The sequence below is a fragment of the Methylomarinum sp. Ch1-1 genome (assembly GCF_030717995.2).
Taxonomy (GTDB): domain Bacteria; phylum Pseudomonadota; class Gammaproteobacteria; order Methylococcales; family Methylomonadaceae; genus Methylomarinum; species Methylomarinum roseum.
This window is the reverse complement of sequence record NZ_CP157743.1, coordinates 194,743-214,909: the sequence shown is the minus strand read 5'-3', so window position 1 is coordinate 214,909 and position 20,167 is coordinate 194,743. Positions and strand designations below refer to the sequence as shown.

Below are 20,167 nucleotides of genomic sequence, written 5' to 3'. Positions count from 1 at the left end.
TGTTAGTTCATGAGCAGTCAATTTAAGAGTGTCATTCAATACGGGCGATTTCCTGATGCAGGTGTCGCCCGTTTTCTTTTCTTGTTCGGGTTTTGCTATGTCTATCCAAAAACAGTTTATCGTTCGCTACCGAGCCGAAGGGCATGTGCGCTTTCAGGGGCCGGAACAGCTGTCTGATGTCGAACTGGCGCAACAGTTGACGAATAAAATATCGGCGATTGATGGCGTCTATGGCGTCACCGTTTTTCGGCGCCAGAGGAAATTGTCAATACGCTATCAGGAAGCGGCGATTGATTTTGTCGCCCTGGCCAAGCGACTTTTTCAGCTGATTGCAGAGTTGGATAAACAAGGTGATTTCGAGCGCAAGGCCGTGCAGAAAGTCGAACCGGCGCTGAAAAGCCGTTTGCAGCAGAAGTTTAAAAACCTAAAAGTCAGCCGCTGGGCCAATGAAAAATATGGCGAGGCCAAAGAGACGGTGCAAGCGGCAAAGGTGATCACCAAGCTCGGCTTGAAAAAACCGAACGCCTTGGTCAAGGATCCGGAAAAGGCGATTATCGATTTTTTTAATGACATCCTGGTGCTTTACTTGATCAAGTTGCACTGGACGCGGATCACTCAGGAATGGATTCCCAGGCCGATTGTCCATCGCTACGAATGGATGGCGGTTTTTTATATGTTTTACTTGTTGATTCGTTCCAGAAGACCGAAGAAATAACTTGAAAATGTCTTGTTACATGCGGTGACGAGGCATTTTTCTGAATCCAGTCATAGCATCGACATTCTTATGGACGCCATCCCTCCCAATTATCAAAACTTTCGTCTTGTTCATCAGCTGAAAAGACGTATCCGCATCGTTTCACCGATATTAAAAAATGATCTCGAGCGAGGCTATATTTTTGAAATTTTGTTGAAAAAAAGGCCGGAAATCAAAAAAGTGCGCTCGGTTTTCGCCATCGGCTCGGTGGTGATCGAATTCGACGCCGACCGCTTGCCGAAGAAAAATCTGTTGATACTGTTGGAGGCGGTGCTGGGCAATATCGCGCAAAAAAACAGCGCCAGCATCAAGAGTGGAAAAAAGGTCTTGTCTGGCCCGGTGCAGGAAATCGACTTGGCGGTCGAGGGCATGAGTTGCGCTTCATGCGCCTTGTTGATCGAAATGATGCTGAATCGCGACGAAAGGATCAAGTCGGCCAGCGTCAATTTCGCCACCGAAACGGTGACCGTGCATGGACAGTTGAACAAGGAGGATGTGGCGGCGCGGATCGAATGCTTAGGTTATGGCGCGTTCTCGATGGATTCCTTGTCGCAGCGTAAGAGCCTGATCGTCAAGGAGCAGCGTAGAATCGAGGCGGCCCGAAAACGAGTCATCTGGTCTGGAATCTTGAGTCTGCCGGTCGTCGCGATTGCGATGACGATGAGCAAATCGCGCTGGACGCACTGGCTGCAATTTTTGCTGACCACGCCGGTGGTGTTCGGCGCCGGCAAACAATTTTTCGTCAAGGCAGGGAAGCTGGCCAAGCAGCGGGCGGCTAACATGGACTCCTTGATCGCGCTAGGCGTCGGTTCGGCCTATGGTTATAGTCTGCCGGCCTTGCTGCGCCGTCGCGGCCATCTTTATTTCGAGGCCGCCGCCGCGATTATCACCTTCGTATTGCTGGGACGCTACTTGGAAGAGCGGGCCAGAGGCAAAGCCGGCGAAGCGATCCGCAAACTGGTCGATTTGCAGCCGCAAACCGCGACGTTATTGCGCGACGGCGAGGAGATCGATGTCGATGTCGATGAGGTTCAGGTCGATGATGTGTTGCTGATCAGGCCGGGGGAAAAAATCCCCACCGACGGCGTTGTGATTTTCGGCGTATCCACCGTCGATGAGGCGATGGTGACCGGCGAAAGCCTGCCGGTGGTCAAGGAAAGCGGTCATCAGGTCATCGGCGGCTGTGTCAACGGTAATGGCGTTCTGCAGATCAGGGCGACCGCGGTCGGCATGGATACGGTACTGGCCGGGATCGTTCATATGGTTGATCAGGCCCAGGCGACCAAGTTGCCGATACAGAAGCAGGTCGATAGAATTTCCGCGGTATTCGTGCCGTCGGTGATGGCGGTGTCGGGCTTGACGTTTGCCGGATGGGGCTTGGCCGGCGCGCCGTTCGCAACGGCCTTCGGCAATGCGATCACCGTGTTGTTGATCGCCTGCCCCTGTGCGTTGGGTTTGGCTACGCCGGCTGCGATCATGGTCGGCACCGGCCAGGCGGCGAAGAAGGGCGTTTATATCCGCAACGGCGAAAGCCTGGAAGTGGCGACCAAGCTGGACGCCATCGTTTTCGATAAAACCGGAACGATTACCGAAGGCAAGCCGAAGGTCAGCGATCTATTGAAAGTATCGCGTCTGGGCGAGGAAAAAATCATCATGCTGGCGGCCTCGGCGGAACATAATTCCGAACACTTTCTGGCCAGAGCCATCGTCGATTATGCCCGTGATCGTGAGATCAGGTTGAAAGAGAGCAGCCATTTTTACAGCGAAACCGGGCGCGGCATCGAAGCCGAAGTGGATGGTCGAAAGCTGTTGCTGGGAAATCTGACCTGGATGGAAGACCGGCAGATCGATGTTGGCGCATTGCTGGAGCGGGCCGGACATTTTTCCGAGCAGGGTAAAACGCCGGTGTTCATGGCCGTCAACGGCAAACAGGCGGCGGTGTTCGGCATCGCCGACAAGCCTAGGGTGGAGGCGGTCGATGCGATCGGGCGTCTGCATAAACTGGGTGTCGAGACGCTGATGGTGACCGGCGATACCGAAAAAACGGCGCATTATATTGCCGCGAAAGTCGGCATCGATCAGGTGGTCGCCAATGCCAAGCCTGATGAAAAACTGGCCATCATTCGCTCGTTGCAACAGCAAGGAAAAAAGGTCGGTATGATCGGTGACGGCATCAACGATGCGCCGGCGCTGGCCGCTGCCGATGTCGGCTTCGCCATCGGCAGCGGAACTGACATCGCCATCGAATCGGCCGACCTGACGCTGGTGCAAGGCGATATATCCCGGGTCACCGACACCATCGCACTCAGCGCCGACACGATCAACATTATCAAGCAGAACCTGTTTTGGGCGTTCGGCTACAATACCGTCGCGATACCGGTCGCGGCGATGGGGCGCTTGAACCCGATGGTGGCTTCGGCGGCGATGGCGCTCAGTTCGGTTTCTGTCATCGTCAATTCATTAAGATTAAGTAAAAAATAGGTCATTTAATGGATCATACTACGCATGACATGCATGCCATGCACGATATGGCGTCCGCCGCCGGATTCGATTATACGCTGGCATTCGTCGCCGGCGTTTTGGGCAGCGGGCATTGTCTGGGGATGTGCGGGGCATTGGTTTCCGGCTATTTCATGAATGTCGGCAAGACTCGCTCCTATCTTCCTTATTTTGCCTATCAACTGACCCGCATTTTTGTTTATACGATGATAGGTTTCGCGGCTGCGGCCTTAGGTTTCGTGCTGGTGTCCAGCGGCATGTTCGGTAAAATCCAAAGTATTCTGCAAATGGTGATCGGCACCGTCGTCATCATCCTGGCGCTGGGTATTTTGGGTTGGATTCCATGGCAAGGCTCGTTTAGGTTGATTCCGATGAATATGCTGCGCAAAGGCTATGCTTCCGCGCGCAACAAGGGGCCGGTGCTGGGCGCGATGATCGCCGGCTTTCTGAATGGCTTGATGCCTTGTCCGCTGACCTTTGCGATGGCGGTCAAGGCGACCTCGGCGTTAAGCGTCGTTGAAGGCGGGGCATTGATGTTGGCTTTCGGCGCCGGAACCTTGCCCACGATGTTGCTGGTCAGTGTGGCCTTTGGTAAGTTGGGGGCGAAGGTTCGCGGCATCATGCTGAAGTGCGCGGCCTTGATCATGATTTTTATGGGGCTGAATACCTTTTATAGCGGTCTCAGCTTTTATACCGAAGAAGATTTTAAACATCGCACCTTTTTGCATGCGCTGAAGGAGTCTATCGATGAAAGCATTGTTTTTCTTGGCGAAATGATCGACTATATTAACTCGATGATGAGTAATATTCAGGGGATGTAATGCAACGGGCCGATCTTGTTGAATTGGCTGTGGCGGCGCAGCGGCTGGAGTCGACAAATATCGCGACCCGCATCAGCCATTTTATGGGCATACCGATCGAAAAAGCGCTGGCCGCCTTGCCGGGGCATTGGTCTACCGTGGTCTCCAGAATCACCCGCACCGCGCTGGAAAAAGCCCTGGACGGCGCCTTGTATTCGCTGAAACCGCTTCCGAGAAAGCCGGCTAATAAAACCCATAAGCTGATAGCCGGCGTCAGCGGCGCAATCGGCGGTTCGTTCGGCATTACCGCGCTGGCGGTGGAACTGCCGATCTCGGCCACGCTGATGCTGCGGTCCATTGCCGACATCGCCCGCAGTCACGGTGAAGATCTGGCCGACCTGGACACGAAAATGGCTTGTTTGACGGTTTTCGCCCTCAGCGGCGGCTCCGCAAATAATCAGGAAAGCGCCGATACCAGCTATTATGCGGTGCGCTCCTTTCTCAGCAAGGCGATAGGTGACACCACCAATCACATCGCGGTGCACGGCTTTTCCAAAGAGGGCGCACCGGCGCTGGTGAAGCTGGTCAATGCCGTCGCCAGTCGTTTCAGCATCCCGGTCTCGGAAAAATTGGCCGCCCAGACCTTGCCGGCTATCGGTGCGGTTGGCGGCGCATCGGTCAATTTGCTGTTCATGGAGCATTACCAGCAAATGGCCAAGGCGCATTTTAGCGTGCGCCGGCTGGAAAAACGCTATGGCAAGGATATCGTAAAGGACATGTATATCCGCATCGTCAAGGAAAACGTCAGCCGTCAGCGGAAAAAATGGTCGACCGCAGAATTGGCTGCACCTTGACGTAGCATCGCCGTTAAGCCGTGATTAAGTTACGGTGTGGAAAATGGTTCTCAAATTGAAAGCGCTGATGCGCCGACAACGATTTGAAGGTACGAATTTTCTATGTAAGGAGAACGGCAATGACTCAATTAATCTCGATTATCATCATGGCTTTTGCATTTTCTGCGCCAGTGGCCGCATCCGGTGGTTACGATCATCCGGGGCGCGGATACGCCCATGGTCATTACAAGCAGAGACATCACGGTCACAGACATCCTAAGCGTCACCATCATCATTATCGTCGTCCTGTGGAGCGCGTTTATGTCAGAGAGGAAGTCAGATATGTTCCGCAACCGCCGGTTCGCTATTATCAAGCGCCGGCGCCTCGTTACCACAGATATGATCGGAGAACGGTTGAAGGCTTGATCGGCGGTGCATTCGGCAGCGCCATCGGCTATGAAATCGGCAACGGCGATCCGTTGGCGGCGGGCATAGGGGCCGCGGCGGGGTCATTAATCGGCAATCAAATACGCCGTTAACATCGAGGGGCGAAGGCGGCCGGAATGGCGGCCTTCATTCCGACAGGCAGTCAGTTTTCCAACTTCTCCACCCGGCTTTGTAACTCCTTAAATTTCTTAAGCAACTCCGGCAATTTGCTTAGCGCCGCCAGCTCTTTCCAAGCTGTTTTTCGGTCTTTGGCCGGGCTGCCCCAGACCTGGGCGCCGGCTTTGATATCCTGGGAGACGCCGGAACGGGCCATGACCACTGCCTGCTGGCCGATCTTGACATGATCGGCGATGCCGGAACTGCCGGCCAGAATGGCGCCGTCCTCGATCGTACAGGAGCCGGAAATGCCAGATTGGCCGCATATGATGACGTTTCTGCCGACCTTGTTGTTATGACCCAGTTGCACCAAGTTGTCGATTTTGCTGCCGGCGCCTATCGTGGTCGATCCCAATGCGCCGCGGTCGATGCAGGTATTGGCGCCGATCTCGACATTGTCGGCGATGACGACATTGCCGACATGGGGTACTTTGATATGTTGATTGTTACGGTATTTATAACCGAAACCGTCCGCGGCGACGATGGCGCCGGAATGGATGATGACGTTATCGCCGATCACGGTGTTATCGTAAATCACTGCATTGGAATAGATCTTACAGTGCTTGCCGATGCTGACGTTATTGCCGATATGGACGCCGGCGTAAATATCACTGTCGTCGCCGATGCGGCTATGCTGACCGATCGTGGAAAAAGGGCCGATATTGATGTTGTCGCCCAGGGTCGAGTTTTCGGCGATGACCGCTTGCGGGGAAATCTGTTTTTCGATCTTCGCAGTCGGGTGCAGCGTGCCGACCGCACTCAGAAAGCAGATTTCGGGGTCGTCACAGCGCAGCAGCGTCAACCCCGCCGGGACCTCATCGATGTTGAATGTGTTGGCAATAAAACAGGCCGATGCTTGGGTGTCCTTCAGGTATTTTTTATATTTGTTGTCGCTCAATACCGTGACTTGGCCTGCTTCGGCAGACATGATGTCGGCGGCTGAATGAACGGTTAGCGAGGGATCGCCGCCTTGAGGTTGGGCGTCGCAAGCTTGAGCGAGTTCCTGAATAGTAAGCGTCATATTATTTCCAAATTCCAATTATGTTAGTGAAGTCATCGGTCCATGGCTTCATGTCAAAATACAAGGGGAGTTTTTGCCAGTTACCCAGACGGCTTTGCTGCAAGGGCCGCAGCAAAGCTTCTTTTCTAGCCAACACCACCCAATCGGTGGCGACCACCAGCGGAATGGATTGCTGCGGTTTGAATTCCTGTATCAGCGCCGCCAATTGCAGATGTCTCGTATGGTCGGCCAGGACTTTTTTCAAAGCCAGGTGGCGGTTGGTGATATGAAATGCCAACAAACCGTTAGGTTTCAGTTTAGCAAAATATAACTGGATTGCTTCCCGGGTCAGTAAATGCGTCGGCACGGAATCGGAGCTGAAGGCATCCAAAATCAGCAAATCGAATTTTTGATCGGCCTCGTCGGTCAGCGATAAGCGGGCATCGCCCACCACCATATCGGCATCGGGTGCGCAGCGTTGCAAATAAGTGAAATAATCCGGATTTTGCGCGATTTTAATGACCAGCGGGTCGATTTCGTAAAAGCTCCAATGTTGCTGGGGTTCGGCATAGCAAGCCATCGCGCCGGCGCCCAAACCGATCGATCCGATCACCCAATGATCATTCTGGCCATCAAAGACCTTGAACAGCTGGCCCATAGGACCGGGGCGGCTGTAGTAAGTCAGCGGCGTCGTAACTTTTTCGGGAACCAGGCGTTGGGCGCCGTGTTTGGTCGTGCCATGGAATAACTCGTGATATTTTTCCGGGCGGCCGTTTTCATCGGTCAATACGCTTTCCCGGACCGAAAATACCCCGAAGAAACTGCGTTCCTGATAGAGGGTGTTGGACAGCAAACTGTGTAGACCGCTGGTGAAGAATAAGATAATTCCGCTTAACAGCGCGAGGCTGAGCGGCCGTTTACGGAACGAATAGGTTAAGCCGGCCAGCAGTATCAGACCGGCGCCGATGCTGTCCAGGTAGTGGGCCAGGTTGTCGGCCAGCGCATACACTGTCAGCCCCGCCAACAATAACAAAGCGGGGAAAGCGGCCTGCAAAGTCCATTTTTGGCTGAAAAAGCCGGGGCGCAACATTAACGCGGCGACGATCATCAGCGGATATTCATATACCGCGTCGAAGATAAAGGGCGCGACAAAGGTGTTGAACATGCCGCCGAGCATGCCGGCAAACGACATGATCAGGTAAAAATCGGTCAGGTGATGGGTGTGCGGACGCATCCTAGCCAGTTCACCGTGACAGACCATGACCGCCAGAAAAAAGGCCAGCAAATGCAGAGTCAGGTCCAGCCAATAGGGAAGTACCGCCGGATTGATGAAGGAGTAAGCGATAAACGGCAATAGCACGATCGGCTGCAGGGAGACCATCAGCGGATGAATCTTATCTGCCCATTTGGAAAATACCAGGACAAAAGACAACAGATACAACGTTAACGGGATGATCCATAACAAGGGCACCGAGGCGATGTCTGTGCTGATGAAATTAGTCAGGCCCAACAACAGACTGGAGGGGACGAAGGCCAGTACTAGCCAATGCAGTTTGGTGCTGAGTTTGAGATTGGCAATATCGATTTCGTCGTCGACGAGCGGATTCGCCATGGCTTGCTGATGACTGCGCCACAGCATAAAAGCACAGGCGCCGATCAAGACGGCGAGCAAAACGTAGCCGGCGCTCCAGAGCAAGCGTTGCTCCGCCAGACCGATATTGGGCTCCAGGATGAACGGGTAGCTCAGCAATGCCAATAGGCTGCCGGCATTGCTGGCGGCATAGAGAAAATAAGGGTCATGGCTGGTATGGTGGCCGACCTGGGCGAACCATTTTTGCAGCAAGGGGGCGGTTGCCGAGACGACAAAAAAGGGCAGGCCGATGGCAATAAACAGCGTCCAGATCAGCCAGGGCGTCGGGTTGCTTTCGGTCGGCGGCGTGGCGCCTTCCGGTAAGGCGACGGGCAGGGCGATGAAGCTGATCAGCAAAACGACGGTATGAATCAGTATCTGTCGATGTTTTTCCTGCTTGACGCCCAGATAATGGGCATACAGGTAACCGAGAAACAGCAGAATCTGGTAAAAAACCATACAGGTATTCCAAACCGCCGGCGTGCCGCCGAGCAACGGCAATAATAACTTGCCGAACATCGGTTGCACGACAAACATCAGCGTGGCGCTGATAAACAGGGTTCCGGCAAACAGCAAGATGAGGGAAAGACTACGGTCTGATCGAGATTCTGCGGTTTTATTCATTATTGTTATAAAGGCGTCATAAGCTTTTTTATTCGTCGCCTATGATAATGCATTTACCGCGATTTTGTGACTGTGCAATAAAAAAAGGCGGGGTTGCCGCCTTTTGGAGTGGGCGTCCTTGCCCTTAGGGAGGAGTAAAACTAATTAAGTAGGAAGGATTGTCATTGACGGTTACGTCTATCTATATCGGTAAACTCGCGGGTTTTGTTATCGATCCCCTCGATCGTTCGGCGATGCAGTTCATCGACTCTCGATTTGGCGTCATCGATATTTCTATCGATGACGGTGTCGACCGGGTTTTGTCGATAACTTTGTTGGTCATAACGGCGGTATTCGCGGCGATCCAGACCATTGCGCTCTTCCTCATATTGGCGTCGGTAACGGTCTTTTTTATCGTCATAATCTCTGCGGCGTCTTTTGTCGTCGTCACGGTATTTTTGCTTTTTTTCCTTGAATTTCTTCTTGTATTCCTTTCGTTTTTTCTGTTCGTGGCGCTCCTCGGCGCGTTCGGGACCACGACGGCTGTATTCGCCTGATTGTTTGTTACTGTTTTTCCCGCGAGTGTCCGGTCCATTTTCATGGGGGTTGCCTTTAGCCATCAGCGGAGTCGAAAGCGTTAACGACAATGCGGTAAAAGAAATGCAAAAAAGTTTAGCGATCATATCAATTCCTGTTTCGGTCGATGCTTGAAGCTATCCTAACCGTATAAACTTAATAAAGGCTGAATGAAGCGGGGTTCATAGCGATCCAAGATAAGCGCTAATTTCCTTGATATCTTGAGCGGATAGGTTCTTGCTCATTGCTCCCATCGGTCCGCCGGTGCGCTCGCCTTGTTTGAATGCGTTCAGCTGTTTGGCTAAATATTGTGGGTGCTGGCCGGCCAATCTTGGAAATTGTCCGCGTCCTTGGGCATCGTTGCCATGGCAACCCAGGCACATAGCGACCTTCTCCTTTCCTTGTTTGGCGAGATCGGCATCACCGCCGGCGCTTTTCGCGGGCAGGCTGGCAAAATAAGCGGCTAAATTTTTCATATCCTCATCACTAAGGCCCGCCGCCATGCCCTGCATCATTGGACTCGTTCGGGCGCCGGACTTAAAGGCCTTCAGTTGATTTTCGAGATACATCGCGCTTTGTCCGGCCAGCCTCGGAAACATCGGGTTGTTGCTAGCTCCATCGAGGCCGTGACAACCGGCGCACATCGATGCCTTGTTTTTGCCGGCTTCGATATCGGCCGCGCCGACATGCGGAGTAAAAAAACCGAGTAAAACGGAGAAAACAGCGATTTGTTGAACTCTGAAAGTAGACATGGTTGCTCCCTGATGATAACTACAACGGTATAATTTTCAGTGACTGTGTTTTATGCCAATAATTCAATAATAGACGATGCAGAACAGTAAGCCAACAATTCCCACGCCGACAATCGGCGTTAGTGCCGTTGTTTTCAATCAACAGGGCCAGATATTATTGATCAAGCGAGACAAGCCGCCGGCTCTGGGGCTCTGGTCGATTCCGGGCGGTAAACAGGAACCTGGCGAATCGATCGGTGAGGCTTGCCGGCGTGAGGTGCTGGAAGAAACCGGGTTGGATGTGGAAGTGAAAAATATCATTGCCTTGGTGGAAAGAAGGCTGGAAGGTTTTCATTACATCATCATCGATTTTTTTGCCGAATATCACGGGGATAGGAGTGATCCGGTCGCCCAAAGCGATGTCAGCGAAGCGCGCTGGGTTTCCGTCGATGACTTGTCGCAGTTCAGCATGGTGGAAGGCTTGGACGCTATATTACAAACCGCGAGCGAACAGTTTCACAGGGGAGGCGAACAAGGCTTGGTCAATGTCGATGGCAACGGCACCGATTTTATTATAGGCTCGACTATTCTATAAGCGATTAGGGAACTTGAGCGTCTTCACGCATGGGGCTAAACGCCACAAACTCGCCAGTGAACTTTCCTGCAGCTTGTCCAGCGTGCTTTAGTACGGAAGTGACGGTTATTCTTGCCTTCCCCCTACGAGCCAGCGTGCGTATGAACTTCGTCCAGTCTTCCGCCTGTTTCAGCGATGATCGAGCGATAAACTCGCCAGAGATAGGTCTTTCGTATTCCATCGTATTGCGTTGAATTACCAAGCGGCCATCGGTGCCTTGTTCACGCAAGCGGCTATGCAATAGCGACCATGCTGCAAGAATTGCCAGCGCAGACGCGCTGCCGCCAAACACGGTTTCGAGGTGATTGATATTCGGCGCCAGCGGCGCCCGCAAAATGACGGCATCCGCATCGATAGACACGACAGATACTTCCATCGCCTTCGACAGCGGTATGTTGATATGCAGGTATTGCTCAAGTTCAGTTGGCGACATATATTCTCCCTCTCTAGAACGGTAGGGCGTTTTCGCGGCAGCAAAACGCCGGGTATTGATAATGACTTTATTGTATAAAAATTATGCAGCCCATAATAATCTATTAAATTCAGTTTGTTAGAAGGTTTATAACGGCTTATCCACAGGTTTGTCCGCAGAAATTGTGTAGAACTGTGGAATGACCCGCTAGTGAACGATATCATCCGATCAGCGCCGTAGCGCGTTTTTGCGATAGCAAAACGCCAGTTCACGAATCCGCGAGCTCCAATCCAGATTAAAAAAAGTAGCCTGTCCCGAATGGCACTTACTTAAGCGATAACTAGTTGAAAGTATTAAAAAAGGCAGAAGAAGTGATAAACTTATTGTGACGAAACAAAGAAGCAATCACCAAGCCCCCTGCCTTAATGTTCATTAATAACAAACTTATTCACGCCCAGCAACAAAGAATTCAGAAGTACAGAAAAGAAACTCATTCGTATAGTTTTTTTAATCTTCTAACCAGTCCGGAATTATTATCCTCAATTGAAGGGTTGCTGCCCGAACATCGGGAAAGACTTTATCCTCCGACAGAAACACTTTCCATGTTTTTGGCTCAAGGGATGAACCAAGACCGCTCGTGTCAAAAGGCCGTTAATGATGCCGCCATACAACGAATTGCAGCAGGTTTGCCCGCGATAAGCACAACGACGGGCGGCTATTGTCGAGCAAGACAGCGACTACCATTAGCCATGATCTCTGAATTAGTTTGTCGAACAGGCGAACTTATTGATAAGGAAGTGCCTACTCAATGGCGTTGGCGAGGAAAGCGTGTTCATCTAATAGATGGAACGACTGTTACGATGCCTGACACAGCAGAAAACCAGGCCGTTTATCCCCAGCAAAGTTGTCAGAAGCCTGGGCTTGGTTTTCCTATCTGCCGTCTTGTAGGTGTCATCTGTCTGGCGAGTGGAGCCGTTTTAAATGCGTCTATCGGACCTTTCAAAGGGAAAGGAGGCGATGAACAAAGTCTACTTCGTAACATGCTGGGAACCTTTAATACCGGAGACCTTGTTCTAGGAGATGCCTATTATGGCACTTATTTTTTGTTGGCATCGCTACAGGAGAAAGGTGTTGATGCCGTATTTGAACAAATGGGAGCACGTAAACGGACAACAGATTTCAGTAAAGGCAAACAGTTAGGTGACGAAGACCACCTGGTGACACTCAAAAAACCAAAGAAAAAACCTGACTGGATGGAGCAAAGCCAATATGATGATGCGCCTGAGACACTCCTTATTCGCGAGGTAAGCGTAAAAGGAAAATTACTTATAACCACACTCCTTTCACCTAAAGAGGCTTCTAAATCTGAGTTAAAAGCGTTATATAAAAAACGCTGGCAAATTGAAGTTGATTTTCGCAATATAAAAACAACCATGGGAATGGAAACTTTAAGCTGTAAAACGCCCGAAATGACTGAGAAAGAAATATGGGTTTATTTTTTAGCGTATAACTTAATACGGCTATTGATGGCTCAGTCCGCATTATTAGCCGATATATTGCCTCGCCAGCTGAGTTTTAAACATACATTACAATGCTGGTTAGCCTGGAATCAACAAAGTGTTTTTATTGATATCGGAACAAGTGAAGAGCTGTTATTCATATTAATTGCTCAAAGACGAATTGGAAATCGTTCGGGACGAATAGAGCCCCGTGCAGTAAAAAGGAGGCCAAAACAGTTCTCTTTACTAACAAAACCTAGAAATGAAGCAAGAGCAGATATTAGAAAGAATGGCCACCCAAAGAAAGTAAAATAAGTGGTTGTTATTAAAAGAGTTATGGGCTTAAGTAAGTGCCATTCTAGCCTGTCCCCTTTTTTCTCCTTTTTCCTTTTTCTTTTTCTCTTAAATTAAAGTTTAGCGCTGTGATGCCGATTACATCAACAATGCTGTATTGACCCATGGTGTTTTTATGTTTACTTCCGCACTGAATTCATCGCTTCCTTTTACCAACGCCAATTTTTCCGGTTTCGACCGTGCCCGCGTGCACGGGCAAGAGAATTATCCATTGCGGAAGAACGCGGTTTCGCCGCAAAAAATTGTCGATTTGAAGGTCGTCGATACGCTGGAGAAGACGTTAAATCAACAAGGTCTGAGTTTGCGCGGATTGGAGGTCGAGGATTTTACGCCGCAGAACGTCGCGGACCGCATCCTGTCGTCGGTGCGCCAGGCCTATGGTCAATTCAAGCATGAGCAAGCCGGCGGCGAGGATGATGAATTTTTTGCCCAAATCAGGGCCGGATTGGAGCAGGGGTTTGCCGAGGGCAAAGACATTCTGCAGAACTTGGGCGTGTTACAAGGGCAGATCGCCGCCGATGTCGAAGAGACCATAGGGTTGACGATGCGGGGCATCGATCAATTGCAATCTCCGCAAGCGCTCACCGAAATGGCGTACCAAAGCGTATCGATGCAATCCAGCCGCACCGCCGAGCTGGAGCTGGAAACCAGGGAGGGCGATAAGGTCACGATCAGTTTCGGTCAATTCGCCTCCACCAGTTCCGACGCCTTGTCTGTTTCTCAGTCTGGTGCAAGCTTAAGCGCTTTTAGGTATGACGAGACCTTCGGTAGTGAATTGACGATCAGCATCGAAGGGGATTTGAATCGGGACGAACAAAAGGCCGTGCGTCATTTGCTGCAGGACATGAATAAGATCGGCAACGCTTTTTTTCACGGCAATGATAAGGCCGCGCTGAAACACGCGATCAAGGCCGGTTTCGATCACGAACAGATTGCCGGTTTTTCGCTGGATTTGAGCATGCAGAAATCGCTGCAGGCGGTGACGGCTTACCGGCAAGCGGCGGCGCCTGAACAAACGCTCGATAGTCGGCTGTTAAGGCAGGCCGGAGATTTTTTAAACAATGCCAAGGCGATGTTGGTCGACGTTCAGAGTCATTTACAGTCACTGGCGGAGCCGCGGCGGACTTTTGAGGACTTATTCGCGGAAATCGGTCTGTTGAATAAGGGTTATGACGGAGAATCTGAACGGCTGGATGACAACGCGTTATTCGCCGGCGTCATCGATCATATCGGCCAGGCGCTTTTTGCCGAAGCAGCGGAGCATCAGGCCGCCTGACCAATCATTGCTCCTTGTCGCAGCTGCCGCCCTGGCAGCCACAGTTTTTGCCGCAGCCTAGGCCTTCTTCCTTGGCCGGGCCGAATTGGGGATATTTGGCGGCGAATTTTCGCGCCGCTTGCTGAATGAGTATCCAGCCCATCATCAGCGAAAAAATGGCGCCCATCGCGATCAGGAAATTAATCATTTTTCACCTCGTTTCGTTGTGTTAGCAATTATGTAACTATTCAGTATAAAAATGCTCTTACTATCAGTTGCTTGCTCCAGAAGACGCCGTTCACCCAGCACCTAAATAAATGAAGATGATTTATCGCAGCCATTAGCCTATGGAATTTAGGTGCTGGGTGAATATATCCCTATAGGCTTGGATGCGACATCCCTGTCGCATACACTTCTTCCACAAGCAATTGATAGTAAAAGGAATATTTTTTCAGTATCAAGCTGAATAGTTACGCAATTATCAGCATGATCAGGCGTTCGAGCCGCCCAGTCCGGCAAAGCCCATGAAGGTCATCGACAGTATGCCCGCCAACATCATACTGAGCGCGGCGGCTTGGGTAATGCTGGGCAGGTTGGACAGCTCCAGTTTTTCGCGGATTCCGGCCATCAGTACGATCGCCAACGCGAAACCGGCGCCGGCGCCCAGGCTGAAGGCGACCGACTGCAGGAAATTATAGCCACGCGCAGTTTGGAACAAGGCCACGCCGAGTATTGCACAATTGGTCGTGATCAGCGGCAGGAAAATCCCTAAGGCCCGGAATAAGGCGGGGCTGAACTTTTTCAACACCATTTCCACCAGCTGCACCGCCGAGGCGATGATTGCGATATAGCTGATCAGACGGAGGAATTCCAGGTCGTATTTTGTCAAGATCGTGTTGATGGCATAGGCGCACACCGAACTGACGAACATCACGAAGGTGGTCGCCAGTCCCATGTTGAAGGCGGTGTCGCGTTTGGCCGAAACGCCGACGAACGGACACAAGCCCAGGAATAGAGCCAATACGAAGTTGTTGATCAAAAAGGCGCTGAGAAAGATAAAACTGAGTGATTCCGGGTTCATTGTATTTCTCTTAAATCAGGTGGATATAGCCTAAAGGGTAAAAAACGACAACGCTTTTGCCCTGCGGGAATGAGCGAACAGATCAATGCTGTTGCGGCACGGTGCAGTGAGAAGCCGCGTCGGCTTCCGTCACCTTGCCGGTCCGGCGTTGTTCGATATACGCGATCAGCAACAGCCAGCATCCGAGCACGATGAATCCGCCCGGCGGTAAGATCATCACCACCCAGGGTTCGAAATGAGTGCTGAAAACTTGCATACCCAATAATTGACCGGTGCCTAATAATTCGCGCACGCTGCCCAGCATCACCAGCGCCAGGCTGAAACCCAATCCCATGCCCAAGGCGCTGATCAGGGCATTGCCGAAGGAGTTCTTGGAGGCATAGGCTTCCGCCCGTCCCAGGATCAGGCAGTTGACGACGATCAACTGGATAAAGGCGCCCAGTTGATTATACAAATCCAGGCTGATGGCCTGGATCAGATAGTCGACCAGCGTGACAAAGGTCGCGATGATGACGATATAAGTCGTGATCCGTACCTGTCTGGGAATAAAGTTTCTTAATGCCGAGATCAACGCATTGGAGCAGACCAGGACGAAGATTGTCGCTGCGCCCATGCCCAGCGAATTTTCCACGGTGTTGGTGACGGCCAGAGTCGGGCATAAACCCAGCATCATCACGAACACCGGGTTTTCCTTCCATAGCCCGGCGGTAAAAACCTCCAGCGTTATCGGCGTGTCTTGTTTATTGCTTTGGGCCATAAAATCACCTCATTCGGTTGAGTTGGCGCCAGCCTGTCGCAGCATAGTCAGGTTTCTGGCAATGATCGGGTGTAGGTGTTGGCCGCTTTGGTTCAGCATGCGGCCGACGGCATTGGACGTAATCGTCGATCCGGAAATGGCGTCAATTTCCCAAGGATTTTGCTTGCTGCCATGGCGTACGGTTTTGATGGCATGGATCAGCGCCGATTGCTCTTCGTTGACTTTGGCGTCTAGACAAGCAAAATTGGCCAAAAAATCCTCGTTGCTCGATATTTGCGTGCCGAAGCCCGGCGTTTCGGTGCTTTTTAGCACATCGAAGCCGGTGATGCAGCCGCTGACCGGATCGTAACCATATAACAGCTTGACGATATCCTGATAACCCTGGGCGGCCGCATGCAGGGCGATGCCGACCAGCGTATTGTCTTTGTCATAACCGGCATAGAGTAGTTCCCCGTCGGCCTTGTCGTCGCTAGCAATCAGTTTATCGCCCTCGACCCGGAAGGTGAGACGGCTGACCGCATCGGGCAGTACCTTAAAAATCGCGCGCTCTGTGGCGATGCGCTGATTTTCGGCGATAATCGGTTTGGTGTATTCATAAACCAGCACGATCAGTAAACCGGACAGCATTGCCACGACGGTCAACGTGATAATCAGCGATGAGCTCGATGGCAGGGACGGAACCTGTTGCTCTGGTTCACTCATGAGGCGTATTCCTTATTTAACGGGCGCCATAAATGCGCGGTTGTGTGTACAATTCGATGATCGGGGTGGCGGCGTTGGCGAACAGAATCGCGTACATCACCGACTCGGTCAAGGCGCCGAATAAGCGGATCACCACCGTTAAAAAACCGACCAGCAGACCGAATATCAATATGCCCAACGGCGTGACCGGCGAAGCCACCATGTCGCTGGCCATGAATACCGCGCCGAACATCAAGCCGCCGGACAGCAGCATGAACGTCGGCGTCGGGTATTGGCTAGGGTCGATCAGGTAAAATAAGTCCGCCGAAATCGCCGTGCCTAGGATCACCGCCGCCGGAATGCGCCAGTCCAGCATTCTTCGCATAGCCAGATAGGCGCCGCCCAGCAGGATCAGCAAGGCCGAAGTTTCGCCGGCGGAGCCGGCCGTCAGGCCTAGGAACAAGTCGTAGCTGTCGGTCATCAGGGCTTGGAATTTCATCAGCGCCAGCGGCGTCGCGCCGGTAAAGCCGTCGATCGCCACCGTGTTAGTCCACTCGGCGGTCTCCGCCGGTTTCATGAACGGCAACGCCAGCGTGGACGGGATAAATTCGATGAAGCGATCGCCGGCCATCGCCGGCGTCCAGGTCGTGATCGAAACCGGGAAAGCCGCTTGCACGAAAGCCCGTCCGACCAAGGCCGGGTTGAAGACATTGAAGCCCAGGCCGCCAAATAGGGTTTTGCCCATAGCGATCGCGACAAACCCGCCGACCGCTCCCATCCACAACGGAAATCCGGGAGGCAGCGTCATCGCCAGCAGCAGACCTGTGATGACGGCGCTGGCGTCGCCGATCGTGGTTTTTTTATCCGCTAACCTGCAGAACAGATGTTCGGTCAGCACGCTGGACAGCGTAGTCGCGAGCATCAGCGCCAGCGCGCTGATGCCGAAACGATAGACCGAAAAGGCGGCGATCGGTAACAGCGCATAAACCACATTGCGCATGATCTGGGGTACGGTCGGTGCGTTGCGGATATAAGGCGAGGTCCGAATATCGATTTTCAGATTGATCTTAGCCATTTTGTATGTGCCTTTCTCGATTCATGACTTTGGCGATTCTGAAATATTGTACCAATGGAATATTGGACGGACAGACATAGCTGCAGCAGCCGCATTCGAAACAATCGTTCAGGTGATATTTTTCTTCCATGATGTCATAACGTCTTTTCGCCGCCAGTTGTCCCAGTTCCGAAGGGTTGAGGTTGATCGGGCAGGCTTGCAGGCACAGCGAGCACTTGATGCAAGGCTGGATATCGTCGCGTTTGGTGGCGCGTTTATCCAGCACCAGCACCGCTCCGGTGCCTTTGGTGACCGGTGTGTCCAACGACGCCGCCGGCAGCCCCATCATCGGCCCGCCGAGAATCAGTTCGGCTTCTTCGCCGGTAAAGCCGGCATAATCGAGGATATGGCTCAATGGCGTGCCGATCGGGACGATATAATTGCCCGGTTTTTTTAGGTCGTCGCCGGTGACGGTGATGATGCGTTCGATCAAGCCTTGGCGGTTCGGCAGCAACACGCCGAGTTCCGCCATCGTCGCGACATTGAACACGACCAGACCGATCTCCGAGGGCAGGCCGCGCGAGGGGATTTCCAGACCCAGCAACGACTTGACCAGCATTTTTTCCGCACCCTGGGGATATTTGGTTTCCACCGCCTCGATAGATATGCGGCCGTCCGTCGGCAAATGCGGTTTGATTGCGTCCAGCACGTCGAGCTTGTTGTTTTCGATGCCGATGATCGCCTTTGGCGCCGAGACGGCCTTCATGACGATACGGATGCCGGTGATCATGTCATTGATTTTTTCCAGCATGATGCGATGGTCGGTGGTCAGGAACGGTTCGCATTCGCAGCCGTTGATCACGACGGTATGGATATCCCGATCTTTCGGGATCATCATCTTCGCGTAACTGGGGAATCCGGCGCCGCCCAAGCCGACCAGGCCGGTTTCCTTGACCGCGGCGATGATCTGCTTGCGATCCATCCGGGTGTAATCCTGCGCAGCGCCATGGATCGGGATCTGCGGCGAGCTGGGTGCGGTCTCGATTATGATCGACAAGGTTTTCGGTCCCTTGGCGCTGGGCATTAAGTCGATATCCTTAACGGTGCCGCTGACGCTGGCATGAATCGGCACAGACAAGCCGTTTTCCGCCGCTTCCGCGACCAATTCGCCGCGCTCCACGTATTGCCCCTTGCGCACCACCGGTATCGCCGATGCGCCGATATGCTGAGATAAAGGCAACACGATTTCCGACGAAAATGGCAGACGGATGGTTTTTTTTCGACTGGTTTCCTCTTTATATTCAGGCGGGTGTATGCCGTGCGGAAAGGTCTTTTTGCCAAAAAGTTTTAATAAGCCCATGGATATGTTTTGTCTTGTCGGCCCATTTAGGCGGCTACTCGATGTTGAATCCCCTTAGCGATCAGGGTTTTATCGTTCCTGTGAACCACAAAGAGCACCAAGGCCTGCGCCCGGGTGCTCTTTGTGATCAACGTCAGCCGGCCCAGCGGGCATTATTGAAATTTTTCCGCCCGTTTGATCAGCTTATCCAGATTCGGTTCATCCGGATTCCACGGTTTTCCCGGGTGTATGATTACCGCGGTGCATTTTTCCGCCGCCCGGACAATGTCTTCGTAGGTTCCCGCAGTCGGGTCGACGACGATCGCCTTTTTATCGCTATTGTACTGGAAAATTTTCGGATTGATGTCGACGCATTCATCGCAGGTCGTACAATCCGGCGTATCGATCCAGACCGGTTCGAAACCGCTGTCCGCCTTGCCTTCGCTTGCTTCCGAGGCCGGCGCGGCAGGGCTGGCGGCAGCAGGCGCCGGCGCTGCGGCCGCTTGGCGGCGGGCGCGACCTGAGCGGAGGTGATCGCTTTCAGCAGATCCTCGGCGGAACCGCCGGTGGCCAGATTCATCAGCCCGGACACCAGCGTTTGCGCCGCCTCGGCCTTGGCCTGGTCGGCGATCGCCTGCGGATCGATCTTCTCGTCTTCGCCGACCAGGCCTTTCAGCAGACGCCAGTATTCGCGGCGCTCGATCGTAGACTGCACGATCTCATCGGCGACCAGCACCCTGATCAGGGTATTGTCCTGCGGATTGATCGCCCAGATATAGGGGAAAAGTCCATCGCGGCCGTCTTCGTCCAGATCGATGAATTCATGCAGCAAGACCATGTCGTCATTCCATTTTTCCTGCGGCGCGATTTTGAAATGCTTGCGGAAACGACCTTCGGTCAGCGCCCAATCGGCGAAGGTCAACGGCAGCTCCATGCTCTCCTTGTTGCCGTATTCATCGGTGTAATGGAGGGTATAGGTGCTCCAGTCCTTGTCCATATCCGGGTTGTTTCTCAATGACAGGCATTGTTTCCAGGTCGTTCCCTTGTCGGGATCGTAACTGGCCAGCGGATA

At 52.6% G+C, this 20,167-nt stretch carries 20 protein-coding genes; 8 read left to right on the top strand and 12 right to left on the bottom strand.

Annotated elements, in window-relative coordinates; genetic code table 11:
• Nucleotides 1–97 precede the first annotated feature (97 nt).
• The 5 genes from Q9L42_RS01290 to Q9L42_RS01270 all read left to right on the top strand — a co-directional run bounded on the left by Q9L42_RS01290 (nucleotide 98) and on the right by Q9L42_RS01270 (nucleotide 5,425).
• A complete protein-coding gene (locus Q9L42_RS01290; RefSeq protein WP_305906425.1) occupies nucleotides 98–715 on the top strand; it encodes a hypothetical protein in 618 nt (205 codons plus the stop codon).
• Between the two features lie 69 nt (nucleotides 716–784).
• The gene (locus Q9L42_RS01285; RefSeq protein WP_349431763.1) at nucleotides 785–3,235 is read left to right on the top strand and encodes a heavy metal translocating P-type ATPase; all 2,451 of its coding nucleotides are present in this window, start codon (nucleotides 785–787) and stop codon (nucleotides 3,233–3,235) included.
• Between the two features lie 8 nt (nucleotides 3,236–3,243).
• A complete protein-coding gene (locus tag Q9L42_RS01280; RefSeq protein ID WP_305906426.1) occupies nucleotides 3,244–4,074 on the top strand; it encodes a sulfite exporter TauE/SafE family protein in 831 nt (276 codons plus the stop codon).
• On the top strand, nucleotides 4,074–4,907 hold the full coding sequence (locus Q9L42_RS01275; protein WP_305906427.1) for an EcsC family protein: 834 nt from the start codon (nucleotides 4,074–4,076) through the stop codon (nucleotides 4,905–4,907). The genes Q9L42_RS01280 and Q9L42_RS01275 overlap by 1 nt, the downstream gene beginning before the upstream one ends.
• A 119-nt stretch (nucleotides 4,908–5,026) precedes the next feature.
• The gene (locus tag Q9L42_RS01270; protein ID WP_305906428.1) at nucleotides 5,027–5,425 is read left to right on the top strand and encodes a glycine zipper 2TM domain-containing protein; all 399 of its coding nucleotides are present in this window, start codon (nucleotides 5,027–5,029) and stop codon (nucleotides 5,423–5,425) included.
• A gap of 50 nt (nucleotides 5,426–5,475) precedes the next feature.
• On the opposite strand, the gene lpxD is transcribed toward Q9L42_RS01270, so the two are convergent.
• From lpxD to Q9L42_RS01250, 4 genes are all read right to left on the bottom strand, one after another.
• Nucleotides 5,476–6,510, bottom strand: coding sequence for a UDP-3-O-(3-hydroxymyristoyl)glucosamine N-acyltransferase (lpxD, locus tag Q9L42_RS01265; RefSeq protein WP_305906429.1), 1,035 nt, complete (start codon nucleotides 6,508–6,510; stop codon nucleotides 5,476–5,478).
• Between the two features lies 1 nt (nucleotide 6,511).
• Nucleotides 6,512–8,743, bottom strand: a complete 2,232-nt coding sequence (locus Q9L42_RS01260; protein WP_349431762.1) for a fused MFS/spermidine synthase — start codon at nucleotides 8,741–8,743, stop codon at nucleotides 6,512–6,514.
• Between the two features lie 161 nt (nucleotides 8,744–8,904).
• Entirely contained in the window at nucleotides 8,905–9,405 is a 501-nt protein-coding gene (locus Q9L42_RS01255; protein ID WP_349431761.1) for a hypothetical protein, read from the bottom strand.
• Nucleotides 9,406–9,480: 75 nt separating this feature from the next.
• Nucleotides 9,481–10,050 (bottom strand): c-type cytochrome, encoded by a 570-nt coding sequence (locus Q9L42_RS01250; RefSeq protein WP_305906433.1) that lies wholly within the window; start codon nucleotides 10,048–10,050, stop codon nucleotides 9,481–9,483.
• A 76-nt stretch (nucleotides 10,051–10,126) separates the two neighbouring features.
• On the opposite strand from Q9L42_RS01250, the gene Q9L42_RS01245 reads away from it, so the two are divergent.
• Entirely contained in the window at nucleotides 10,127–10,624 is a 498-nt protein-coding gene (locus tag Q9L42_RS01245; protein ID WP_305906434.1) for an NUDIX hydrolase, read from the top strand.
• 4 nt (nucleotides 10,625–10,628) lie between these two features.
• On the opposite strand, the gene Q9L42_RS01240 is transcribed toward Q9L42_RS01245, so the two are convergent.
• Nucleotides 10,629–11,096, bottom strand: coding sequence for a YiiD C-terminal domain-containing protein (locus Q9L42_RS01240; protein WP_305906435.1), 468 nt, complete (start codon nucleotides 11,094–11,096; stop codon nucleotides 10,629–10,631).
• Nucleotides 11,097–11,500: 404 nt separating this feature from the next.
• Between Q9L42_RS01240 and Q9L42_RS01235 the strand changes: the two genes are divergently transcribed.
• On the top strand, nucleotides 11,501–12,889 hold the full coding sequence (locus Q9L42_RS01235) for an IS4 family transposase (protein WP_305906436.1): 1,389 nt from the start codon (nucleotides 11,501–11,503) through the stop codon (nucleotides 12,887–12,889).
• 154 nt (nucleotides 12,890–13,043) lie between these two features.
• Complete coding sequence (locus tag Q9L42_RS01230) at nucleotides 13,044–14,204, top strand: DUF5610 domain-containing protein (RefSeq protein WP_349431760.1); 1,161 nt, start codon at nucleotides 13,044–13,046, stop codon at nucleotides 14,202–14,204.
• Nucleotides 14,205–14,208: 4 nt separating this feature from the next.
• Here Q9L42_RS01230 and Q9L42_RS01225 read toward each other — a convergent pair whose 3' ends face one another.
• The 7 genes from Q9L42_RS01225 to Q9L42_RS01195 all read right to left on the bottom strand — a co-directional run bounded on the left by Q9L42_RS01225 (nucleotide 14,209) and on the right by Q9L42_RS01195 (nucleotide 19,448).
• A complete protein-coding gene (locus Q9L42_RS01225; RefSeq protein ID WP_305906439.1) occupies nucleotides 14,209–14,391 on the bottom strand; it encodes a hypothetical protein in 183 nt (60 codons plus the stop codon).
• A gap of 282 nt (nucleotides 14,392–14,673) precedes the next feature.
• A complete protein-coding gene (locus Q9L42_RS01220; RefSeq protein ID WP_305906440.1) occupies nucleotides 14,674–15,264 on the bottom strand; it encodes an electron transport complex protein RnfA in 591 nt (196 codons plus the stop codon).
• Nucleotides 15,265–15,346: 82 nt separating this feature from the next.
• Complete coding sequence (gene rsxE, locus Q9L42_RS01215; protein ID WP_305906441.1) at nucleotides 15,347–16,021, bottom strand: electron transport complex subunit RsxE; 675 nt, start codon at nucleotides 16,019–16,021, stop codon at nucleotides 15,347–15,349.
• 9 nt (nucleotides 16,022–16,030) lie between these two features.
• A complete protein-coding gene (locus Q9L42_RS01210) occupies nucleotides 16,031–16,723 on the bottom strand; it encodes an FMN-binding protein (protein ID WP_305906442.1) in 693 nt (230 codons plus the stop codon).
• 16 nt (nucleotides 16,724–16,739) lie between these two features.
• Nucleotides 16,740–17,777: an RnfABCDGE type electron transport complex subunit D gene (locus Q9L42_RS01205; RefSeq protein WP_305906443.1), complete on the bottom strand. Its 1,038-nt coding sequence runs from the start codon at nucleotides 17,775–17,777 to the stop codon at nucleotides 16,740–16,742.
• On the bottom strand, nucleotides 17,770–19,116 hold the full coding sequence (gene rsxC, locus Q9L42_RS01200; protein ID WP_349431759.1) for an electron transport complex subunit RsxC: 1,347 nt from the start codon (nucleotides 19,114–19,116) through the stop codon (nucleotides 17,770–17,772). The genes Q9L42_RS01205 and rsxC overlap by 8 nt, the downstream gene beginning before the upstream one ends.
• A 152-nt stretch (nucleotides 19,117–19,268) precedes the next feature.
• A complete protein-coding gene (locus Q9L42_RS01195; RefSeq protein ID WP_349432725.1) occupies nucleotides 19,269–19,448 on the bottom strand; it encodes a hypothetical protein in 180 nt (59 codons plus the stop codon).
• Nucleotides 19,449–20,167: the final 719 nt, after the last annotated feature.